This window comes from Komagataeibacter melomenusus, assembly GCF_013155395.1.
In the GTDB taxonomy this organism is placed as follows: domain Bacteria; phylum Pseudomonadota; class Alphaproteobacteria; order Acetobacterales; family Acetobacteraceae; genus Komagataeibacter; species Komagataeibacter melomenusus.
The window spans coordinates 1-22,123 of the sequence record NZ_JABJWC010000043.1 but is presented as its reverse complement, the minus strand read 5'-3'; the positions used below and the strand labels follow the sequence as shown (position 1 = coordinate 22,123).

Sequence of the window (22,123 nt, the reverse complement as noted above, 5' to 3'; positions counted from 1 at the left end):
CTCACGGCCACGGCTGATGGGCTTCGATATATCGGGCGAAGCTCTGGGCGCAGGGATTCTCATTGTCGGGCCGCCAGACAATGCCGAATTCCAGATGGGAGGAACCGCCTGCGTCACGGATTTCTATGATCGCGATGTCGTGGCCATGCTGATCGCGGATCAGCGGCAGCCACGAGGCCGGAAGTAGCGCGATGCCTTCCTTGTTCTGGACGAGTGCGACAACCCGATTGCTGCCGATATCATGATGACGGATTCTGGGATGGATATCGGTTTCACCGAGTTTTCGCCGGATAAGTTCCTTGAAATCATGACCGGCATTATCACGTCCGATCAGGAATGTTTCATGACGCAGATCTTGCCATGAGATTTCCCGTCGTGTCGCCAGAGGGTGATCGGTGGAGAGCGCCGCCACGATGCGGTCGCTCCAAAGGGGCATGACGCGCAGGACTGGCGTCAGATTGCGACGTGTGACGACCGCGAAATCGATCTGTCCGCGCTGGAGCCGACGCACCAGTCTCTTGCCTGTGCCCTCGGAATAGCGAAAGATGATATCGGGATGCGTAGCACGGAACTCCGCCGTGAAGGCCGAGAGGCGTCCAGGCAGGACGCAGGTCTGGATGCCGATGGAGATCTGGCCATTCTCGCCCTTGCCCGTCCGCCGAGCGCGGGCGTTCATGCCAGCCACGTTATCCAGGATCATCTGGGTCCAGAGGATAAATTCTTCACCGAAGGCTGTCGGGGTAGCACCGGCCGGGGAGCGGGTGAACAGCCTGACATTCAGCCGCTCTTCGAGGTTGTGCAGGGAGCGGCTGACGGCCGATTGCCGGGTGTTCAGGAAACGTGCCGCGCCGTGGATACTGCCTTGCTCGGCGATTGCCCGCACGCATAGGAGTTGCCACAGATCGAACGGTGGGCGCCGCATGGCCCGTCACACCATCTTGCCACGGCATGGTTTCAAAACCGTATTGTCCGTTAATTGTATAAAACGAGCATAGATGGGCAGAATAAACATGGCAGTTTTATCCTGTGATTGGGTGTTGTTACGCCTCCGAAAACATAGCTAAATAAAATGACGCTGATAAAACTCATCTTGCGGAGACATTAATGTCTCCGCCCTGTTCAGAAATTTTCTTGATGTGATTTAGCATTCGTAGCCGTAAAATACCACTTACCCACCGGATGCATATCCAATAGGGAAGAAATAGCCGCTTTGTTTTTCTATCTGTGCATTTTATTCGCGTTTCTGTAGTTAGGAGGCACTCGCCTTTTGTAATTGACGTTACCATAATTGATACAAACACTTTATAGAAACCGGGCCGAGTAAAATGGATAAAATCAGAGGGGGATCGCATCACAGGAGATGTATTCGAAGAATCGAATGTGCCTAAAAGGCCGCGTATGATTTCTTTGGAGGGAATTTCGCGAAGGACGATAAAATCTTCAAAATCAAACATATCCGTTGCATCAGATGCTTTCAGACGTCGCGCCGGAAAGCGTAGCGAAAGGAAGAAACGGATAAGAGGGTCGTCCCTCAGCTTGAATGCCAAAGCGATTTTGAACAATGAGTTCTGATCGCTTCTGACCTTGATTGCATGTTGTTCTTTGAAATCATATTCAGGCGACACTTGATCGAGATCGGATGACGTTGTGAGAGTTTCGCCGCGCCGGATAAGAACATTCATGATGCGATCGGTAATATTCACGACTGCCAGCCTCCCCCAAGTGCGCGAAAGCATTCAACTGCGGCGCGATCCTCTTCTGCCCGCATGGATGCCAGTCGATCCTGCGCGTTCAATAAGGTGATGTTTGCTTGAAGGGCATCATTTAGAGCCAGAGTGCCCGCTGTATAGGACTGCCATGTGAGAGCCGCAGCATGGTGCAACGCTTCAACATTATGCATTTGTGACGCGATCGCTTGCCGTGTCTGGGAAAGATGAAAGAATGCATCTTCTACATCTTCTGCTGCGCGTAACATGGTGGCCTGATAGCTGGCGAGCGCCTCTGCGTAACTACCACGAGCACGGGAGACATCGCTGGATATTTTTCCGAAATCGAAAATGCGCCATCGTAATGCTCCTGTCGCAGTCGGCTGGAATCCAGGCGCAGTGAATAGCTGTTGCGGGCTCATACTTTCGAAACCTAGCGCGCCCTGAAGAGATATTTTTGGATAATAATTTGCCAGAGCCTCGCCGATGCGGGCGTTGCTTGCTGCCAGTCTTCTTTCCGAGGCGATAACATCGGGCCGACGCCGGAGAACTTCCAGAGGCTGCGCATTCGCGGATGGTGCGGGAACAGCGGGTAATTCAGCATAAATCCTGAGTTCTACAGCGTATGTTCCGGGCTGTGTTCCCATCAGGACATCAAGTCGGTTTGACTGCGTTTCCTCATCTTTTTCTATATCGATCATGTTTTGCCGGGCGGCCTCGACGACTACTGTAGCAGAGGACAATTCCCGGTCGTCGGCAACATTTCGACTGCGACGCTGCCGGATAAGGTCCATCATCTTCTGGTTGGAGGTGAAAACATCCCTGGCTATGCGTAGCCGGGCCTGATCGCCCCGGATGCGGAGGTATGTATCGGCAGCCTCGGCCGCGAGGCTCAGTCTCGTACCATCACCTTCTGCCTCAGCAGCCTGAAACTCATCCCGTGCGGCTTCGTGTGCTCTTCTCAAACCGCCGGCGATGTCCAGTTCCCAACTTGCCACCCCACCGACGTTGTACTCGCGATAATCCCGATTGAAGTGTGGAATTTCCCGAACAATGTGACCGATGAGTCCTTCTTCGGACAATCTTGTCGCCGAAACCTGAGGGGAAAAATCGAGAGTTGGTAACATCTGTGCGGCTGCTGAGCGCGCGATTGCCCGTCCCTGAAGCACTCTCGCATAGGCTGCCTTCAGATCAAGATTCTGGGTAAGCACTCGGGACTCAATTTTATCGAGTTCTGTATCATGAAATGATTTCCACCAAGAAACCGCGTTCTCCGAGGAAGATATCGAGAACGCTGTTTTGCTGACATTGTGGAACGGGATAAGCGATATTTGTGGTGTCCGATAGTTCGGACCGACAGCGCATGCCGTCAGGCATGACATCACTGCGGCGAATACCGACTGTCGAATAATGGCTGCGGCGGGGCGGCGTCTCGCCCCTGGGTAAATAAGGCAACGCGTTCCTTCCTTCAGGGTACGGTTCTGAATCACCTGGGGAACCTCTGTCATGAATTGGTGCAGCCGCATGGAGTGTGGCGTATGACGTGTTCCATAAATCGTCACTCATTGTCAACGTGAGTAGCTCAACGTATGAATTAAGTGTTCCCTTTTTCGACGTGAGGTTCGGATGCAGTCAGCAGGCAAAGGTCAGAGAGGCCCGATAGACCATGAGCGGCGGGAGCAGATTCTCGATGCCGCCAATGAGCATTTCCGCCACTATGGATACAAGAAAACGACTGTCGCTGACCTTGCCAAGGCGATCGGTCTCTCGACTGCATATATCTACAAGTTCTTTGATTCCAAACGGGCTATCGGCGAAGAGATCTGTCGCCAGTGTCACGAGCGGGTGATGGCGGACGTCAAGGATGCCATGGGCTCCGGCAAACCAGCGTCGGAGAGGCTTCGCCTCATCTTTCTGACCCTTGCCCGTGACGGAATCGACCTTCTGTTCAATGACCGGAAAATGCACGACATTGTGCTCGCGGCTCTGGAAGAAGGCTGGTCGACGGCCGCCGACTTCGACGCGGAATTGCTGTCACACGTCAGATCGGTGATTGCCGATGGCAGGGACGCAGGAGAGTTTGAGCGCAAGACTCCACTAGAAGAAGCCTGCCGTGGAGTGGTCCTTGCACTCCAGCCTGTCAGACATCCCGTGCTTCTCGAGTTCAATCATAATACCCTTATTGAGGATGCCTCTCTCCTGGCCGGCCTGGTGCTGAGGAGCCTTTCAGTATAGAATTAATAAGTGACGAATTGACAATATAATCACTCGCGGCGAAGATGGCTCCCACGATGTATCGAGGGAGCAATTTGAATGCCGCCAAGAAGACGGTTTTTCGGGAAGTGGCTGGGCATATTGCTCCTCATGCCCGTAGTTGGTTGCAATAGGCATACGCCGTCAGATCCGCGCACGGCTCCGCGTGCCGTCCTTGTGATTGTTCCCGGCAGCACGACCTCTTCGTCCCCGATATATCCCGCTGTCGTCGCAGCACGCGTGCAGCCCACGCTTGCCTTTCGTGTTGCGGGGAAAATAGTTTCCCGGAAGGTCGACGAGGGTCAGGTCGTACATCGCGGTGATGTACTGATGACCCTCGACAGAACCGATCTTGCGCATGACGTGACCAGCCAGAGCGCTAATGCGGCATCCTTGCGTGCGGCCTGGGAGAATGCAGCGGCTGACGAACGTCGTTATCGGGGTCTGGATCAGACGGGCGCCGTGTCGAAGTCTTTCTACGATGGAATACGCAGTCGTGCCGAAAGTCTCCACGCACAACTCATGGCGGCGGACGCCAATCGCAGGATCGCGACTGACCGGGACGACTATACGGTTTTGAGGGCCGACCATGACGGTACGGTGCTTTCCGTTTTTGCCGAGGCCGGTAATGTTGTATCGGCAGGCCAACAGGTCCTGACCTTCGCATCAGCCGGTCCTCTGGAGGCGTCGGTTGATCTCCCCGAAGACATGAATCTTCCTATCGGCTCTTCAGCGATCGTTTCAGATGCAAAGAGCGATCAGATCATCACGCGCGCCGCGTCGCTCCGCCAGATCGCCGCTATTGAAGATACTGCAACGAGAACGGTGAACGCACGGTACATCATCCCGAATTTTCCGACGAACTTACGGATCGGACAGACGCTCACTGTTACGCTGACATCGTCACTGTCCGACGATATGGTCGTTCCTCTTTCTGCTCTTTTCGATATGGGAAGCGCACCGGGCGTATGGATCATCGAACCATCTAACAAGAAGGTCGCGTTTCACCCGGTGCCTCTCCGGCGTGTTGAAGGCAGCGCGGCTGTTATAATGCCCGATCAGAGAATGCGCGACCTGCGTGCTTCCGGCGAATTACAGGTGGTCGCTGCTGGTGTCCATGACCTCCATGCGGGGGAAGTTGTGACGATCGCGCCTGACCAGGCGCAGATGCAATGAAGGCGTTCAATCTCTCGGCATGGGCGGTTAGGGAACAGGCGATCACGCTGTTCCTGATCGTCGCGCTCGCCCTATCCGGTGCCTATGCTTTCTTTGCACTCGGCCGTGCAGAGGAACCAAGTTTTACCGTCAAGACGCTGACAGCTACTGTTCTATGGCCAGGCGCTACAGCAGAGGAGGTACAGGATCTGGTTGCCGATCCGCTGGAAAAGCGCTTGCAGGAGCTGACCTGGTATGACCGGGTGGAAACAATGGCACGCCCCGGCATGGCGGTCATGATGCTCACCCTCAAGGACAATACACCTCCATCTGCCGTGCCGGAGGAGTTCTATCAGGCGAGGAAGAAACTGGGGGACAGCGCGCATGTGCTTCCACGAGGTGCTATTGGCCCCTTCGTCAACGACGAATATTCCGACGTGGTCTTCACGGTTTATACCCTTGAAGGCAGGGATGTTCCGCTCTTCTTGGTGACCCGTGCTGCGGAGACCGTGAGAGAGAAGCTTCTGCATGTGCCAGGGGTCCAAAAAGTAGCGATTGTCGGGGAGCAGCCGGAGCGGCTGTATATCGATCTCTCACACTCGAAGCTGGCGGAACTCGGCCTGAGCGTAACGGACGTTATCCAGACGCTTCAGGAACGGAATGATGTTGTAGATGGGGGTTTTGTCGAAACCAGTGCCAGTCGGATTTATGTTCGTACGCGGCAACCACTGTCGCGACCGGACATTATCGGAAACACAACGATCAGTGTGGGGGGCCGGACTGTTCGACTGGGTGATATCGCGGCGGTCCACACAGGTTATGAGGAACCACCGGATTTTCTGACCCGTCATAACAACCAGTCCAGCCTGGTTCTCAATGTTGTCATGCGGCCTGGCTGGAATGGCCTGAAGCTCGGTGCTGCGCTGTCTCATGCTGAAGATGGGATCAACCGGAGCCTGCCGGTCGGGATTACGCTCACGCGGATCGTTAATCAGGCGCAAAATATTCACGCGGCCGTCGGCGAGTTCATGTTGAAATTCTTCGTGGCGTTGAGCGTCGTCATGTTGGTCAGCTTTATCAGCCTCGGCTTTCGTGTGGGTCTCGTTGTGGCAGCTGCCGTGCCTCTGACGCTGGCAATCGTCATGATCCTCATGCTTGTAACGGGGCGCGCGCTCGATCGGATCACGCTTGGCGCCCTGATCATCTCACTTGGACTTCTTGTCGATGACGCGATCATTGCTATTGAAATGATGGTCGTGAAGCTTGAGGAGGGCATGAACCGTATTGCGGCCGCGTCCTACGCATGGTCTCACACGGCGGCACCGATGCTCGCGGGAACACTCGTGACGATCATTGGTTTTACACCTATCGGTTTTGCACAATCAGCCGCAGGTGAATACGCAGGAAACATCTTCTGGATCGTCGCGTTCGCTCTCATCACGTCATGGTTTGTCGCCGTTATTTTTACGCCTTATCTGGGTGTCAAATTTCTGCCTGATCTCCGGGCAGCACATGCGCAGCCACCGTATCAATCCGCACGGTATGAGCGTTTCAGGCGGCTGGTCCGCAGCGTAATAACTCATAATAAGGCCGTCTGTGCAGGCGTGGTCTGCCTGTTCGTGCTGGCGTTTGTCGGTATGGGATTTGTGCGGCAGCAGTTTTTTCCCAGTTCGGATCGACCGGAGCTGCTGGCAGAAGTAATAATGCCGAAAGGAGCACCCATCGAAAGCACGGCCGAAGCAGCAAGGAAAGTCAGTGACTGGCTACAGAAGCAGCCTGAAACTCTCAGCGTCACAAGCTATATCGGTGGGGGCGCTCCCCGGTTCTTTCTGGCGTATAATCCGGAACTGCCTGATCCGGCATTTGCAAAAATCGTTATTATGACCGCAAACGCGAAGCAGAGAGACAGGCTGCGCGATAGCTTGCGCCAGGAAGTCGCGAAGGGCCTGGCGCCAGAGGCCAGGGTGCGTGCGACCGAGTTCGTCTTTGGTCCTTATACGCATTTTCCGATCATGTACCGCGTCATGGGGCCGGACGCCCAAACAGTAAGTCATATCGCTCAGCAGGTCAGCGATATTGTCCGGGCCGATCCCGAGACGCGGCAGGTGAATACCGACTGGGGAGAAAAACAGCCATCCCTGCATTTCGTGATGAATCAGAGCAGGCTGGCGCAGTTGAGTCTCTCACCTGACACTGTCTCGCGTCAAACCCGATTTATGTTGCAGGGCATAAGCGCGGCCCAGGCTACCAAGGATATTCGGTCGGTTGATCTGATCGTGCGCTCCGACGGCCAGTCTCGTGCAGACCCGGCCCGGCTTCTCGATCAGGATATCATTGCCGGTGACGGCCGTCGTATCCCGCTGCGGCAGATCGGCATGCTGGAATATCGCAGCGAAGAGCCTGTTCTGTGGCGGCGAGATCGCATTCCGACGATGACCGTGCAGGCGGATATCAATGATCAGCTTCAGCCGCCCGAGGTCGCCGCGCGACTGGACAAAGTGCTGCAGCCTTTGCGAACGACCCTTCCAGAAGGGTATCGTATTGAAACGGGAGGTAATACCGAAGAGTCCGCGAAGGCCAACGCAGCAATGGCACCGATTTTTCCGATCATGATTCTGCTCATGCTCGGGGTTATCGTTGTCGAAACCCGATCTCTATCGGCGATGACGATGGTCTTTCTGACGGCACCTCTCGGCCTCATCGGAATGGTTCCCACGCTTCTCCTGTTTCACCAGCCCTTCGGGTTTAATGCGATCCTTGGTCTCATCGGTCTTTCAGGCATCCTGATGCGCAATACGCTGATTCTGATTGGTCAGATCCACACTAATCTGGCAGACGGCATGGAGTTTTCCGATGCAGTTGTCGAAGCCACGGTACAACGGGCACGCCCTGTCATCCTGACGGCCCTGGCGGCAGTCCTGGCATTCATTCCACTGACTGAGTCGATTTTTTGGGGAGCACTGGCATTTACTCTGATTGGCGGAACTGCCGCCGGTACCGTGCTGACACTCCTTTTTCTGCCAGCGTTATATACTCTCTGGCCGAGGAAGTCATTGGGGACGATTCATGCCGAACATGGCTGATATTTCCCGCTTAGATCTTTGCTTTCTGCACATATTGCTGTGATATGACCTCAAAACGGCAGGAACTGCCTTCATGTCTCAGCAATCTCCGTAGAGACCCGGTACGGGGATAAAACCCGGTAGATCGCGGACGCGATCGAGCCAGCGCATAAGAGCCGGGTAGGGGGTAAGGCTGATACCGCCTTCGGGTGCTAGTGCAAGGTAGGGAAAGAGAGCGCAGTCGGCAATTGTAGGCCGGCGGAGCGCAAACCAGTCCTGTGTCTCGACATGCGCATTAAGCACCGGCAGGAGTTTGTCGGTCCAGCGCATGGCAGTGCCCATATCGAGGGGATACCCGAATTTCCGGATCAGACGGGCGGCGTTGGGGCCGTTGCGCACCTCGCTCGACGCCACTGAAAGCCATTGCGTGATGGTGGCCTGTGACATGGCGTCTTCAGGCCACCAAGCGCGGTCCGCCAGCCGGGCGGCAAGGTAAACCAAGATGGCCTGAGAGTCCCGAAGTGTGAAGTCACCATCCACCAGAACCGGGACTTCCCCGAACGGGTTCAGTTTCCGGAAATCCGGATCATGGTTCTCACCTGCTGCGAGATCGACCGGAACGAGATCCAGCTTCGTATCGGTCAGGGCCGCGAAAAGCCGGATCTTGTAGCAGTTTCCGGAGACGTCCAGATCATAGAGAAGCATCACGGAGTGTCCTGTGGTTGGAAATTAAGAGGGCAGGAGACAGACGGAGCTTGCCCGGCAGCACCATGGGCTCTAGTGTGACGAACGACTGTTCGTGAGTCAAAGGCGAAATGAGAGAACCCGTTCCTATCCACCAGATCGTTGTCGAAGCCCGCGAACTGTTTCGCGAATATGGCTACGAAGGGGCATCCATGCGCGATCTGGCCGATCGCGTGGGTCTGCGTCCGCAAAGCCTCTACACGCGCTTTCCGTCGAAGGAATCGCTGGTGCCAGCAGTGCTGGCCCTGACTCTCGACGATACGCTGGTCGATCTTCCGGATCCAGCGGGGGACTGGCGTGCTGCCTGGCGGATGCTGATCGGGAGGATCGCGGAGACGTTCGAGGCACGAGGGCGCTGCGTGGGATTGCATCTCGCGTATGGCGTGACGGCGCAGACACCGGACGCTCGGGACGCGGTGCGGACGTTTTTCGCACGATTGCGCGATGCGATGGCCGGGATTCTGGACGCCGGGGAAGTTTCTGAACCGGTATCCGTCGCGACGGATACACTCGCGCAACTCGAAGGGGCAACGCTCTGGATCACGACCGAGGGCGACATGGAACCGCTCCGGCATGCTGTGGAACGTGCCCTGTGTATTGGTGATCGGGAAGGGAGACCACTGTGATCGAAACCAAAAGATTGTGTCTCTCGCTTCATCAGATGACGGATTTCCACGATCTACATACGATGTGGAGCGATCCGGATGTCGTTCGACACATCAGCTGTGTTCCATCGTCGGAACAGGAGTGCTGGTTTCGCCTTCTTCGCTATCGGGGCCTGTGGGATCTTCTGGGTTATGGATACTGGTGTGTCCGCACGAAAGCGGATGGGCGCTATGTCGGCGATGTCGGCTTCGCCGATTGGAAGCGCGATATCGAGCCATCTCTGGACGCTGCGCCGGAAGCCGGCTGGGTTCTGGCGCGCTGGGCGCATGGCAAGGGATTTGCGACCGAAGCCCTTCAGGCTGCATTGGCATGGATGGACGGGCGCGGCGTGGATCGCACGGTCTGTATCATCGCACCGGAACACGCGACGTCGTGCAGGGTCGCGGAGAAATGCGGATATTTTCTGAAAGGCAGCGCTTGTTTCCGAGCGGAGCAGACGCTGCTTTTACAGCGCAAGAGGGACGATCGGTGATGGACGCTTCCGTAACGACATACCGTGCCTGGAGCTGGCACGCGCCGGGCGAGCCCGAACAGCTTCAACTGGTGGACCGGGCCTTCGTGTCTCCAGGACCGGGTGAGATCGTCGTGCGGAATACCATGATCGCGCTCAATCCCGTTGACTGGAAAGTCATTGCCGCCAGTCCCGACGGATGGAGGCCGGGGCATGTGCCGGGCGTGGACGGTGTCGGAATCGTCGCGGAGGTCGGCGACGGCGTGAGTATCCCCCTGGGAACGCGGATCGCATATCATCAGGGGATCGGCAAACCGGGTAGCTTCGCGGAATATACGATCGTGGATGCCGATTGTGCGCTCGTTATTCCCGACGGTGTCAGCGACGAGAGCGCCGCCGGAATTCCGTGTCCGGGGCTGACGGCGTGGCAGGCGCTCGCCAAGGTACCGGATATGCCGAACCGGGATGTACTGGTGACCGGGGCTGGCGGCGCTGTGTCGCTGATCCTGGTGCAACTGGCATTGCGTCGGAACTGGCGTGTCTGGGCGACCGCGTCGCCGGCTCATCACAAACGGCTGCTTGCGTTGGGCGTTGCCGGTACGTTCGATTATCGCGATGAGCGCTGGCGTGCGCAATTGACCGTAGCACTCGGGCCGCGCCGCCTCTTTGCTGTATTCGACACCACGAGCGGGGCGTATGCACGCGGTCTGGCGCCACTGGTGGGGTATAACGGACATCTGGTCTGCATTCAGGATCGGCTGGAATCACCGCCTCTGCCGCCGTTCACGACGGCGCTGTCCCTGCATGAAGTCGCGCTGAACAGCGCGCACGGCCATGCGACGGCGGAGAACTGGCGGGAGTGGCGCCAGGCCGGAGCGCAGTTGCTCGACGCTGTGCGGATTGGTGCCCTCGGCCTCCAGCCGCATATAGTCACCGCGTTCGATGACCTGCCGGCAAGCCTCTCCGCCCTGAAGCACGGGCGCATCAAGGGGAAAAAGATTCTCGTGCGCATTGAGGCTTGAAGCCGTAATACCAGCGTGCCCGTGCCCTCAGTGACGCGCGCGAGTAGAGTTTCCAAACTGTGTGATGACTGACTTCGGGCTGTCAGGGGTTTCGAAGCGTAGACTAATGGCAGCAACGGGGGGGGAATCCGGCCTGTCCGCTTTGGAGCGCTCAGATAATGTTTCCTGCCGTTCACTCGACGACATGTGGCTGCCACTGTGCGCGCATGGCGGTCATTGCCGTGACCAAAGCAATCGTCCAGAAGCGGACATATGCGGCACAGGGAACGGTGGCACGTCGCGCGCCCCATTTCGGCATTTCAGGCGGCCATAGATTCCTAATTTGAGTCGGCGAATCAACGGTATCCTTGGCGAGCAATGTGTGGACCAACTAGCCTGCGGACGAGTTTCTGAGACCAGTGTGTTTAAGTCACTTAGACGGCGCCAAAATATATTGCATATTACATCCAGATCTAAATAGGGGAGACAACATGCCGGATATCGCCGTCCTAATCACAAACTGCAATAGCGTAGACCGTGCTGAAATCGGATTGAGGGAAGGCGCCCTCAACATTAAGTATGGCCCAAACGGGATCGGCAAAAGCACGATTGCGCGCGCTATCGTTAGCAAAATTCGTGCTGACGGCAGACTGGAGAATCTTGCCCAGTTTAAGGGGCGCGGAAAATCGGGAGCGCCCTCTCCTCAGGTCGAAGGCATTGATGAGCTGAAGTCAGCGCTCGTTTTCGATGACGATTACATCCAGCAATTTGTGTTTCAGAAAGACGAAGTACTAAAGAACAGCTTCGAGGTTTTCATTAGAACGCCTGAGTATCTGGCGGAAATGGCAGAGATCGACGAACTGCTGGCTGGTATTCGGCAGGCGTTCTCCGACAATCAGAAAATTGGTCAGGTAATATCGGACTTGAAGGAGCTGCGCGACGCATTCGGCAAGCCAAGCAAAACTGGCGCGATACCCAAGTCAAGTAAGATCCATAAGGCTTTTGGCTCAGGCAACAAACTTGAAAACATTCCGGCGGCGCTCAAGCCGTTTGAGACGTTTATCAAGAGCCAGGAGCCTGCCAAGTGGGTCAACTGGCAGATCAAGGGAAATGAATTTTTGCAATTAGGGGACGCGTGCCCTTACTGCGCTTCACCACTCGACCAAGCTGGAAGCAAGGATGCGGCTCTTGCAGTTGAGAAGGAATACGATGCTACCGCCGTTGGTCATCTCAGCGCCCTGCGTGCCATCATCAATAGGCTAGGTAGTTATTTTAGCGAAAGATGTCGTGAAAATCTTGATAAAGTCACAAAAGCCAAGGTCGAACTCACAGCCCAGGAGAACAGCTTTCTTACGGGGCTTAAGGCAGACATAGATGCCCTCATAGAAAAGCTTGAAGGCCTCCGCACTATGTCATTCTTCTCTTTGCGGGACGTCGAAGAAGTAGCCGATAGACTGACGCCCTTAAAAATCGACCTGGGGTTAATGGACAAGCTCGATTCCGAGGAAACGCGAAAGACTGTTGACCCCATCAATCAGCAGCTCGACGGGCTGATCGCCAAAGTCGGAAACCTAAAAGGTAAGATCAATCGACATAAGGCCCGCATCAAAAAGGCCATCGATGAGAACCAGTCGAGCATAAATGCCTTTTTAAAATCAGCCGGCTACAAATACACCGTCGAGATTGTGCCTGAGCCTGACTCTTACAAGATGAAGCTAGTTCACCAGGATCTCGCCAATCATATCGAAGCTGCCACGCGACACCTGAGCTACGGTGAGAAGAATGCCTTCGCGTTGGTCCTGTTCATGTATCAGGTGCTGAGCGAAAAGCCTGACCTGGTTGTCCTGGACGACCCGATCTCATCGTTCGACAAGAATAAAAAGTTCGCCATATTACATGAGCTTTTTCGTGGAAAAGCCAGTTTGCGCGGGCGAACAACACTTATGCTCACCCACGATATCGAGCCTGCGATCGACGTGATCAAAAGCACCAGTGCGATTTTCCAAGGCGCCTCGCCATCTGCCAGCTTCCTTTCATCTCGGGCAGGCGTCGTATGCGAAGTGCCGATCGAACGGCATGACATACAAACGTTCTCGAAGATCTGCGCCGACAATGTCGCTGCCCTCAATGACAGCATTTGCAAAGCCATTTATCTGCGCCGCCACTACGAGCTGCATGGCGATACTGAGTTGGAATACAATCTGCTGGCAAGCCTGTTCAAGGGGCGGGAAACGCCAACCATTCAGTCTGGCACCGCTAATCGTGACATGACTGCTGAAGAAAAGAACACGGCAGAGTCTAATATCAGGGAGGCCTTCATTCCCGATTTTGACTATGACGCCCTCGTGTCCGAAGTCACCAACGTGGATGCCATTAGAGCGAAATTTCACGCTACGACAGTTGGCTACGAAAAGATTCAGCTATTTCGCATCATCAATGCTGAACATGATGATAATGTCATACGCAAGTTCATCAATGAGGCTTACCACATTGAAAACGAGTACGTGATGCAGCTCAACCCCCATAAATTCGAGATTATCCCGGAGTATATTGTGGCGGAGTGTGAGCGAATGCTCGCGCCAACCCGTGCTCAATAAATAGCATGAGCGAGTAAACGGAACTGGAAGTCGTGGCTGGTGTCCGCATCTGGGTGAGTCTGCCCATTAGCTGCCAGTCTGCTTTCGCCAAAACTTGGTCGCGAAAGATCTTGATGCTCATGTCCGCTGCGGGGGCGGCTCTTCGACGGCATACATGACCGAGATGAGGGCGTCTGCCCCCTGTCCGCTTCACATTCCTTGAGCGGACAGGCAGTTCCGGGGGGGGGGGGAGCGGAACGTCAGCTTCATGTAGGGTGATCAGTAAAACTGGACATTCACATGACGACCCTCGTGAACGTTTTCACCTCATTCCGGTCGTTCAAATAACCCATGAGACTTTCTGAAAGCCGGCATTTACTCATGAACCAGCCAAGCGTCAGCCTATTGATTCAGTATACGCGTTAGAAGCCCAGAGGTGGTCCCCATTTTTCGGACAGGGCGATAAGCTATCATCTGGCCTGAACGAGGACGGGTTTTATGGGCAAGGTTACGCGGAAGAGGTATGCGGCAGAGTTCAAGTCACGGGTTGCGCTGGAGGCGATCCGTGGGGAACTGACGCTGGCGGAACTGGCTTCGAAACATGGGGTACATCAGACGATGATCGCCCAGTGGAAACGGCAGGCGATCGAGGGGATGGCGGCGACCTTTTCCGGGAAGACGGTGGCTGAGCCCCCGGTCAGCCCAGCTGACGTGGAGAAACTGCACGCGAAGATAGGCGAACTTCTCGTGGAACGGGATTTTTTACGCGATGCCTCTGCTCGGTTGGGCGTGATCAGAGGCGGCAGATGATTGACCCGAAGAGAGCATGCCTGCCGATAATCCGGCAATGCACGCTGCTGCAACTCAACCGGTCGGGCGTCTACTATCGGCCTGTGCCACAGAGCGAAGCCAATCTGGAGCTGATGCGGCTGATCGACGCCCAGTTCCTGGAAACGCCGTATTATGGCTCACGGCAGATGACATGGCATCTGCGCCGCCAGGGACATGAAGTGGGCCGCAAGCGGGTCCGGCGGCTCATGGCGATCATGGGCCTGCGGGCGATCTACCAGAAGCCGCGCACGACCGTGCCCCATCCGGAGCATCGGAAATATCCATATCTGCTACGGGATCTGGTCATCAATCGGCCTGACCAGGTCTGGTGTTCCGATATCACATATATTCCCATGAAACGGGGATTTCTCTATCTCGTGGCGATCATGGACTGGTTCACGCGCAAGGTCCTGTCCTGGCGTCTGTCGAACACGATGGACGTGGAGTTCTGTATCGAGGCGCTACAGGATGCCCTCATGCGCTATGGCGCCCCGGACATTTTCAATACTGACCAGGGGTCGCAATTTACGACACCCCGTTTCAGCGGGATACTGGAAGAGCGTCAGATCCGCATCAGCATGGATGGGCGCGGTCGCTGGCTGGACAACGTGTTCATCGAGCGTCTGTGGCGGTCGCTGAAATACGAATGCGTCTACCTGTACGCGTTCGAGACCGGATCAGAGCTGAGGGCCGGGCTTGGCAGATGGATCGCCCATTATAACGAAAGGCGTCCGCATACGGCGCTGGCTGGACGAACGCCCGATGAGGCGTATCATGACGTGCCGACGCCATCTGGTCCGGGGTTAACCCCGGACCAGATGGCCAACAGCAACGCCGTCAGAAGGGCGGCATAACAACAACCGGGTATAGCTTATCAAGCCCGCAAAACTGTCCGAACGGACGGGACCACCTCAAAGGCGGCCCAGTCATTGCCTGCATACCGCCGCCACATCTCGTGGCGTAATGTCCGTTCGTTATCTTCCGTCACCTTACGCATCCGCCATTTCTCCCTGCCCCCAGGCGGGGAATGGGTCAGGCAGATGGGCAAACAGCAACGGATCGAACTGCTGCTCATCGAAGTCGGGCACAAGGCAGGCATCCAGCACCGCGGCAATGGCGGCATCATCCATTTCTGCCGTGCCGATAAATACGATCTCCTGCCGACGGTCACCATAAACCGGGTCCCATTTCGACAGGATCAGGTCGCGCCATTCATCACTGTCCGGCCACTGGTTTTTGGGTATCGTCACCCACCAGCGCCCCATGGCCTGGGTGCGCACCAGTGCGCCCGCCTGTCCCAGTTCGCCCACCCAGTCCGGGCGGGTTGCTAGCCAGAAATGGCCCTTCGCCCGGATCACGCCCGGCCAGGAAGAGTCGATAAAGGCCTTGAAGCATTCGGGCACCAGCGGGCGGCGGGCACGCCAGACGAAAGTGTGGATGCCATATTCCTCGGTCTCGGGAACATGGTCGTGGAATTCGAACAGTTCCTTGTACCAGAGCGGGTGTTTGTGCGCCCGGTCATAATCGAAGCGGTGCGTATCCAGAATGCGTGCGCAGGGCACGATGCCCTGATCGGTTTCGATAATATCCGCATCGGCATTCAGAGCTTGAATGACCTGCCGCGCGGCCTCGCGCTGCGCCGCTGTGGCGGTCGAGATCTTGTTCAGCACCACCACATCGGCAAACTCGATCTGTTCGACCAGCAGGTCAACCAGTGCCCTGTCATCCCTATCGCCTGCCGTCTCGCCCCGGTCGCGCAGGAAGTCCGTTGAGGCGTAATCCTTCAGCAGGTTGACGGCATCCACCACCGTGACCATCGTATCGAGCCGCGCAATGTCGGACAGGCTCTCGCCCGCTTCGTCACGAAACTCGAATGTTGCTGCAACCGGAAGTGGTTCGGCAATCCCTGTCGATTCAATCAGAAGGTAATCGAAGCGGCCTTCTTCGGCGAGCCGCCGTACTTCGTGCAGCAGGTCATCGCGCAACGTGCAGCAGATGCAGCCATTGCTCATCTCGACCAGCGTTTCATTTGTTCGGGACAGGTCACTGCCGTCGCGCACCAGGTCGGCGTCAATGTTCACGTCGCTCATGTCATTGACAATAACAGCGACTTTCCGGCCCTCGCGATTATTGAGCACATGGTTGAGAAGCGTTGTCTTTCCAGCTCCCAGAAAGCCGGAAAGAACCGTTACCGGAAGTCTTTCGCGCATGACGGACACCATCCATTGGGTTGCGATCCGCCGAACTTATATGCAATGTTATAATATAACAATCCCTAAAGGCCCTGACATGAGACAGTCCTGTCCGACCCGTCCGTTTTCTACCATCCTGATGCCGTTCCAGAATATTGACAGGCACGACTGTTTCATCGTTCAGCAGGAACGTCACCTGGGGCAGGATATCATGCAGGCTGCGGCATTATGGAATGCGCACGGCCCGGCGCTGTTTCTCAGGCGTGGCACCATTGAAATGCTTGAAAGCGCGTTGCAGGCGCTCCTGCCGGCAGGCACGCAGGCGCTGGCTGAAGACGCCCTGCGCCTTGCCCGCCGTTACAAGCGCCTGTCAGGCACACCCGAAATCCGCTTCCGGCTGGAAAAGGTCAGTCACGACAGTTGCCGCCGCTTTCATGTTGACCATGTTCCACTGCGCTGCCTGTGCACCTACACTGGCCCCGGCGTTCAGTGGAAATACGCTGACAGCGACACCATCCATGAAACGCCAGCGGGCTGGATCACCCTGCTGAAAGGGCGGTTATATCCCGGCTGGTCAACAAAAGGGGCCGTGCTTCACCGTTCGCCGCCCATCTCGGATCTCCCGGTTCCTGTTACGCGCCTGCTTCTGACCCTTGACCATCCGGACGCGTGTGGCATGGGATGACAATGACGCCTTAACGCCGTAGCATTCAGGTTGCTTTCGGCTATGATCGCCAACGCTCTTACCCGACAGCAGGGCGAACTGTCGGTGTGATGGACAGCCCGAGTCATGGTTAAATCGTATCAGCATGGGCCGATCGCTCCTTTGTTTGGAACGATGAACTGTGGCGTAGCGCCGATATGAAGGTGGCGGGCATAGTGTCCATGACACTGGGGCACGAAACAGCGACGCGTGATATTATTGTCGGGCTTAATATTAGTCTGTAGTTCTGTCAGGGCAGATGCTGGTTTTTGGACTGCTTGTGGAAAGAAAAGGGAAGGGCACCATCTGGTCGCGAAATTTTCGCCCTTTCCTATGCCTGTTGGCGCATGGGGAAATCGGCAACCGAAAACAGTACGTTGTGATGGATATTGGCGAGTTTCCCATAAATATCGCGGAAAAATCTCGTAATTTTCATTGAGTATCTGGCGTGACTTCAAGTCAACGCCAGTTCTCACGTTTTTAACTTCAAGCCATTTTAATGGGCATTAAGCTGAATGTTAGCGCCATTACGATATCCAAACCGGTTTCGATTTGCATATTCAGTAAAGGCACCGAAACCCAGACCCAGTGTGGTCCACATGATGATCTGCATGCCTAAGGAATCAATCCTGAAATTCCAGAGCAAATCAGCAGGGAAATTAGAGGGGACTTCATTAACCGCAGGAAGTAACTCGCCTGTTGTAAAGACAATCAGAATATAACACGCGCCTGCAAGATAGGTTGCCGTCCATGCATTATATTGCTGACGTAAGCGTCCCTGAAGCATTGTGGCTGCGATCATCCCCAGTAGGGAGACCAGCATCATTATAAAATACAATTCTGTCCGCATGCCAATTGTATCCGGGTTTCCTACGGATGGCGGGTTGGCAGGATACTTGATGCTTGGCACCACATATACGGCAATAATCCCGGTTATCGCCAGCAGAACAGACACAACACGAGGGTCTGTGCTTTTCATGCGCCCATTTGCATAAGAAAATACAAGAGCGAAAAGCCCGCCAAACGCTGTCGAGTAAACCATTACACCTGTGAGCAATCCGTAACTGGCTTGAAGTTTCCGGCTTACAAGTTCCGGCTCTTCAACATCATGGATGCCTCGCTCCAGATCTGCCTTGGCTTTAGCCTCGTCCATGGCAGATTCAAATGCAATGGCATGATCGACCTGAGGTTCTCCAAAAACTTTTGCGAAACTGAATACCAGAATGCCGGCCAGAAAACCGACGAGCATTCCGCGAATAAGTAGGGTGCGGACCATCATTCTGTTTTCCATGTCAGTGGCAGGGGAAACCCAGAAGATGGCGACTGTCATGCACCCACTCGTGCACATACATGCCAGGAATAATTGATGTCGCCCCTTCCTCTGCGCCGACAAAATAAAGGGCCAGCAGCATCAGCAAGCCGAAAACCAACCACGGCGCTATCTCCCTGACGGGAATAGGCGCGGGAGAGGGGATAGCGTGGGAACCTATTGCAGTATCAGACATTTTATACGACTCCTCAGGAAAAATGCGTCCTGTTTCGCTCGGAACGGAGCCATGCGCGGGTCTGACTTTCGGGTAGAAAATTGTGTTCTACACCTGCTTACAGTGGCGCAACCGTGCCGGGATCTCACCGGCTTCCGCGTTTATGGCCTGCAGGGGTATAATCTACTCTCCCTTAATCTAAAACTCCTAAAAGAGCATAGCCTGACATAATTTGACATGAACTGCCACGGCTGCAGGTGAAACGCCGAAGCGCAGGCGGTCAATATCCATCAGGAAGGGATTTCTCTAATTATCCTGTCTTGCCTTTTTGGGGATAAGAATTTTATAACACTGTCTATCAAGTCGACGGTCCCGTGCGAACGGGTGAAAAGGGAATGTCGTATAACTCTGGCTGGGGCAATTTCCCCGGGAGTTCAGTCGACAGCTGCCCCCGCAACTGTAGACGGCGAGCATTGTGTCCTCAGCTACCAGATTGGGTAGCAGCCACTGACTTCGGTTGGGAAGGCGGATGCAACGTGGTGACCCGTGAGTCAGGAGACCTACCGTCGAGTTCAGATATGTCGCCGGGCGGGTGGAGCCGGAGGCGGATCAAGGCGTGATGCATTTTCTTCTTTGACGCTCTGTCGCGATGGCATGCGTGTTTGTTTCCCAGTCGGGAAATGACTGCATTCGGAATTGTTGCTCCTTTTACCGACGCTTCCCCGACAGGCTCCCTCCATGACATTTCTTGACTCTCCGGGCGTTACGCGACGCTCGGCTCGTGTGCTTTTTATCAATTCCACTCTGGTAGGAAGCCTCTTCGCATACTCAGCCGCTTATGCTCAGGCTCCTCAGACCCAGATCGAGGAAGATCGGGCGCGCCTTGGCAACTCCACTCCGCTGGTTGAGCAGATCGACCCAGCAACCATACGTGATTCGGAGCGCGCGCAAGCCGATGCTGCGGAGAAGGCGGCTGGTGACGATAAACTCGACACCAGTGGTAACCTGCTAGGCAATATGTGGGGCGCGCGGTCATGGATGTACAAGCACGGCATCAGCTTCGACATCCAGGAAGTCGATGAACTCTGGGGCAACGGGACTGGCGGTTCGGCTTCTGGTAATGATGGTGCAGGCGGATCAGGCACCGGCCCGTCCTACGACGGTGTAACCATGCCCACGCTGACCGTCGATACCGAGAAACTGTTCGGGCTGAAGGGCGGGCTGTTCAATGTCAGCGCACTGCAGACACGCGGGCGCTCGATCTCGCAGGACCATCTGGCCAATTTCAACCCTGTCAGCGGATTTGAGGCTGACCGTTCCACCCGCCTGTTCGAACTATGGTACCAGCAGTCTTTCCTTGGCGGCAAGCTGGACGTAAAGATCGGCCAGCAGGATCTTGATACCGAGTTCCTGATCAGCGATTACGCCTCGCTTTACCTCAACGCCAATTTCGGCTGGCCCATGGCGCCCTCGGTCAACCTGTATGGCGGCGGGCCGTCCTGGCCGCTGTCGTCTCCCGCCATCCGGATCCGCTACCGGCCGAGCGAGAAGTTCACCTTCATGTTTGCCGCAGCGGACGACAATCCGCCGGGTAACCGCTATAATTCTACCCCCATCCAGCAGGCTACCGGCTCCATCAGTGGCTATAATTCCGATCCCACCAGCCAGACCTATGATGGCGCCAACGGCACCAATTTCAACATGGGCACCGGTGCCCTGCTGATGACCGAACTGCAATACGCGCTCAACCCGCAGCCGGCCGACATGTCGAACGTGACCAAGAATCCTGGCCTGCCGGGCGTGTACAAGCTGGGCGGGTTCTATGATACCGCGAAGTTCGCCGACTATCGTTACAACCGCAATGGCGGTTCGTTAGGAGCAGCAGTGGCCAACGCCACTGCTGCCACGCCACAAAGTGACCTGACCCCGCGCTGGGACCGGGGTAACTGGATGGTGTATGGTATCATCGACCAGATGATCTGGCGGCCGTCGCTCACATCGGCCCGCTCGGTGGGCGTGTTCGTACGCGCCACGGGTAATGGCGGTGATCGTAACCAGATCAGCTTCGCTATTGACGCCGGCCTGAATCTTAAGGCGCCGTTTAAGGGGCGCGATAACGACACGATCGGTCTGGGCTGGGGCATTGGTCGCGCCAGTTCCGGCCTGCGGCAATTTGACCGCGACAGTCAGACGCTTGTGCAGGGCAATGAAAACCATCTTGAACTGACCTATCAGGCGCAGGTTACGCCGTGGATGGTCATGCAGCCTGATTTTCAGTACGTATGGCACCCTTCGGGCGGCGCGCCGGATTGGACCGGTTTGCGCCGCGTAGGTGACGAAGCGATTTTCGGCCTGCACAGCAGCATTACTTTTTAAGTATAAATACACGAACAGAAAGTACTAATTTATATTATTGTTAAATCATATAAAACGTATGAATATGATAAGACGTAGAGTGTACTTGGCCGTCTGATCAGCATTGAAAGGAAAACATTGCTGAAAAGTGGAAGGTGGTGGCATATTCGCCTTCTATATAGTCAGTGGTTCCGTGCAAACGGATGAAAAGGGAACACCGTTCCGCTTCGGCAGGGTCCGTCCCGGAAGCCAGTCGGTGGCTGCTCCCGCAACTGTAAGCGGTATGGGGTCGTGTCGTCCATTTTCTGAGGGGAATGGGCCACTGTTGTGTCAGCAACGGGAAGGTAGACACGATCTGCGATAATCCGTGAGCCAGGAGACCTGCCACTGTCGATCTCACGGCCGCCGGGCGGGATGAACCGGAGGCAGGAGCACGGCTTTGCAGCACTGCATAGGCTTGCCTGTCGCTGAACGACACGGCACTTCCACAATTACAAACTGGCATGATGATGCGCAGACCTGCGGTGAACCCTCATGCTACTGACCGGGACGCTTGGTCTCTCGGGTTTTGATACCCCCGCATTGACCGCTTTGCAGCGGCGCACAGGCGTCTCGCATGTAGCGTCCAATTCCTGCCCGGATGACTGGCATCGCGTGTGGCAGACAGCACAGATGGTGGGTGTGGGGAAGGCTCCTCAGTGCGGCAGGAAGCGCATGCCCGAACTGACAGATCAGACGTTCTTCCACTTATGCAGCAATCCTGTCCGCGATGCATTTGTTGATGCATGGCAACGCGGGATCGCGACTGTGCCTGTGCTTCTAGGGCCTGTTAGGGCTTGATCCAGTCTGCTGCGGCAGCGATGTGGATGACCGCGAGGAACGACGTTGCTGTTTTTTCATATCTGGTTGCGACAGCGCGCCACTCCTTGAGGCGAGCCCAGAGG

Annotated in this window: 18 protein-coding genes and 2 riboswitches; of the genes, 10 read left to right on the top strand and 8 right to left on the bottom strand. The window is 55.8% G+C overall.

The annotated features are described in order from the left end of the window. Position 1 precedes the first annotated feature (1 nt). From HNW77_RS13955 to HNW77_RS13945, 3 genes are all read right to left on the bottom strand, one after another. Positions 2-922, bottom strand: a complete 921-nt coding sequence (locus HNW77_RS13955) for a LysR family transcriptional regulator (RefSeq protein WP_007396821.1) — start codon at positions 920-922, stop codon at positions 2-4. Positions 923-1,085: 163 nt separating this feature from the next. Continuing rightward, a complete protein-coding gene (locus HNW77_RS13950) occupies positions 1,086-1,703 on the bottom strand; it encodes a hypothetical protein (protein ID WP_007396820.1) in 618 nt (205 codons plus the stop codon). Then, a complete protein-coding gene (locus tag HNW77_RS13945; RefSeq protein WP_230975727.1) occupies positions 1,700-3,214 on the bottom strand; it encodes an efflux transporter outer membrane subunit in 1,515 nt (504 codons plus the stop codon). The genes HNW77_RS13950 and HNW77_RS13945 overlap by 4 nt, the downstream gene beginning before the upstream one ends. Before the next feature lie 118 nt (positions 3,215-3,332). On the opposite strand from HNW77_RS13945, the gene HNW77_RS13940 reads away from it, so the two are divergent. From HNW77_RS13940 to HNW77_RS13930, 3 genes are all read left to right on the top strand, one after another. After that, positions 3,333-3,941: a TetR/AcrR family transcriptional regulator gene (locus tag HNW77_RS13940; RefSeq protein ID WP_007396818.1), complete on the top strand. Its 609-nt coding sequence runs from the start codon at positions 3,333-3,335 to the stop codon at positions 3,939-3,941. Positions 3,942-4,136: 195 nt separating this feature from the next. Next, a complete protein-coding gene (locus tag HNW77_RS13935) occupies positions 4,137-5,135 on the top strand; it encodes an efflux RND transporter periplasmic adaptor subunit (RefSeq protein WP_007396817.1) in 999 nt (332 codons plus the stop codon). Continuing rightward, positions 5,132-8,197, top strand: a complete 3,066-nt coding sequence (locus HNW77_RS13930) for an efflux RND transporter permease subunit (protein ID WP_007396816.1) — start codon at positions 5,132-5,134, stop codon at positions 8,195-8,197. The genes HNW77_RS13935 and HNW77_RS13930 overlap by 4 nt, the downstream gene beginning before the upstream one ends. A gap of 78 nt (positions 8,198-8,275) precedes the next feature. On the opposite strand, the gene HNW77_RS13925 is transcribed toward HNW77_RS13930, so the two are convergent. Then, complete coding sequence (locus HNW77_RS13925) at positions 8,276-8,881, bottom strand: glutathione S-transferase family protein (RefSeq protein ID WP_007396815.1); 606 nt, start codon at positions 8,879-8,881, stop codon at positions 8,276-8,278. A 110-nt stretch (positions 8,882-8,991) separates the two neighbouring features. On the opposite strand from HNW77_RS13925, the gene HNW77_RS13920 reads away from it, so the two are divergent. From HNW77_RS13920 to HNW77_RS13900, 5 genes are all read left to right on the top strand, one after another. Beyond that, complete coding sequence (locus HNW77_RS13920; protein ID WP_007396814.1) at positions 8,992-9,546, top strand: TetR/AcrR family transcriptional regulator; 555 nt, start codon at positions 8,992-8,994, stop codon at positions 9,544-9,546. After that, positions 9,543-10,058 (top strand): GNAT family N-acetyltransferase, encoded by a 516-nt coding sequence (locus HNW77_RS13915; protein WP_039998457.1) that lies wholly within the window; start codon positions 9,543-9,545, stop codon positions 10,056-10,058. The genes HNW77_RS13920 and HNW77_RS13915 overlap by 4 nt, the downstream gene beginning before the upstream one ends. Then, entirely contained in the window at positions 10,058-11,059 is a 1,002-nt protein-coding gene (locus HNW77_RS13910; protein WP_039998456.1) for a zinc-binding dehydrogenase, read from the top strand. The genes HNW77_RS13915 and HNW77_RS13910 overlap by 1 nt, the downstream gene beginning before the upstream one ends. Before the next feature lie 470 nt (positions 11,060-11,529). Then, on the top strand, positions 11,530-13,635 hold the full coding sequence (locus tag HNW77_RS13905; protein ID WP_039998455.1) for an AAA family ATPase: 2,106 nt from the start codon (positions 11,530-11,532) through the stop codon (positions 13,633-13,635). A 477-nt stretch (positions 13,636-14,112) separates the two neighbouring features. Next, positions 14,113-15,299 (top strand): IS3 family transposase gene (locus HNW77_RS13900; protein ID WP_118963845.1). Its coding sequence is split into 2 segments (ribosomal slippage): positions 14,113-14,371 and positions 14,371-15,299, totalling 1,188 coding nucleotides; the frame shifts between segments, so codons are not numbered across the junction. A gap of 135 nt (positions 15,300-15,434) precedes the next feature. Here the strand turns inward: HNW77_RS13900 and HNW77_RS13895 are convergent. Next, positions 15,435-16,667, bottom strand: coding sequence for a GTP-binding protein (locus tag HNW77_RS13895; protein ID WP_007396807.1), 1,233 nt, complete (start codon positions 16,665-16,667; stop codon positions 15,435-15,437). Positions 16,668-16,734: 67 nt separating this feature from the next. Between HNW77_RS13895 and HNW77_RS13890 the strand changes: the two genes are divergently transcribed. Beyond that, positions 16,735-17,322 carry a DUF1826 domain-containing protein gene (locus HNW77_RS13890; protein WP_039998454.1) on the top strand — a complete coding sequence of 196 codons (588 nt, stop codon included), beginning with the start codon at positions 16,735-16,737 and terminating at the stop codon, positions 17,320-17,322. A gap of 514 nt (positions 17,323-17,836) precedes the next feature. On the opposite strand, the gene HNW77_RS13885 is transcribed toward HNW77_RS13890, so the two are convergent. Beyond that, the gene (locus HNW77_RS13885; RefSeq protein WP_237701064.1) at positions 17,837-18,670 is read right to left on the bottom strand and encodes a CbtA family protein; all 834 of its coding nucleotides are present in this window, start codon (positions 18,668-18,670) and stop codon (positions 17,837-17,839) included. Continuing rightward, positions 18,633-18,845, bottom strand: coding sequence for a CbtB domain-containing protein (locus HNW77_RS13880; RefSeq protein ID WP_010518378.1), 213 nt, complete (start codon positions 18,843-18,845; stop codon positions 18,633-18,635). Before HNW77_RS13880 ends, HNW77_RS13885 begins: the two co-directional genes overlap by 38 nt. A 329-nt stretch (positions 18,846-19,174) precedes the next feature. Then, positions 19,175-19,406: riboswitch (cobalamin riboswitch) on the top strand. A 156-nt stretch (positions 19,407-19,562) separates the two neighbouring features. Between HNW77_RS13880 and HNW77_RS13875 the strand changes: the two genes are divergently transcribed. Next, positions 19,563-21,200 (top strand): carbohydrate porin, encoded by a 1,638-nt coding sequence (locus HNW77_RS13875; RefSeq protein ID WP_083824371.1) that lies wholly within the window; start codon positions 19,563-19,565, stop codon positions 21,198-21,200. A 148-nt stretch (positions 21,201-21,348) separates the two neighbouring features. Next, a riboswitch (cobalamin riboswitch) is annotated at positions 21,349-21,582 on the top strand. Between the two features lie 426 nt (positions 21,583-22,008). On the opposite strand, the gene HNW77_RS13870 is transcribed toward HNW77_RS13875, so the two are convergent. Then, positions 22,009-22,123: transposase (locus HNW77_RS13870; RefSeq protein WP_146044241.1), on the bottom strand; the 115-nt coding region annotated here is incomplete at its 5' end.

Coding starts and splice junctions, on each gene's coding strand:
- HNW77_RS13890 (WP_039998454.1), top strand. CDS start 16,735: ATGAGACAGTCCTGTCCGACCCGTCCGTTTTCTACCATCCTGATGCCG.
- HNW77_RS13880 (WP_010518378.1), bottom strand. CDS start 18,845: ATGTCTGATACTGCAATAGGTTCCCACGCTATCCCCTCTCCCGCGCCT.
- HNW77_RS13955 (WP_007396821.1), bottom strand. CDS start 922: ATGCGGCGCCCACCGTTCGATCTGTGGCAACTCCTATGCGTGCGGGCA.
- HNW77_RS13895 (WP_007396807.1), bottom strand. CDS start 16,667: ATGGTGTCCGTCATGCGCGAAAGACTTCCGGTAACGGTTCTTTCCGGC.
- HNW77_RS13940 (WP_007396818.1), top strand. CDS start 3,333: ATGCAGTCAGCAGGCAAAGGTCAGAGAGGCCCGATAGACCATGAGCGG.
- HNW77_RS13920 (WP_007396814.1), top strand. CDS start 8,992: ATGAGAGAACCCGTTCCTATCCACCAGATCGTTGTCGAAGCCCGCGAA.
- HNW77_RS13925 (WP_007396815.1), bottom strand. CDS start 8,881: ATGCTTCTCTATGATCTGGACGTCTCCGGAAACTGCTACAAGATCCGG.
- HNW77_RS13905 (WP_039998455.1), top strand. CDS start 11,530: ATGCCGGATATCGCCGTCCTAATCACAAACTGCAATAGCGTAGACCGT.
- HNW77_RS13910 (WP_039998456.1), top strand. CDS start 10,058: ATGGACGCTTCCGTAACGACATACCGTGCCTGGAGCTGGCACGCGCCG.
- HNW77_RS13945 (WP_230975727.1), bottom strand. CDS start 3,214: ATGACAGAGGTTCCCCAGGTGATTCAGAACCGTACCCTGAAGGAAGGA.
- HNW77_RS13885 (WP_237701064.1), bottom strand. CDS start 18,670: ATGACAGTCGCCATCTTCTGGGTTTCCCCTGCCACTGACATGGAAAAC.
- HNW77_RS13930 (WP_007396816.1), top strand. CDS start 5,132: ATGAAGGCGTTCAATCTCTCGGCATGGGCGGTTAGGGAACAGGCGATC.
- HNW77_RS13875 (WP_083824371.1), top strand. CDS start 19,563: ATGACATTTCTTGACTCTCCGGGCGTTACGCGACGCTCGGCTCGTGTG.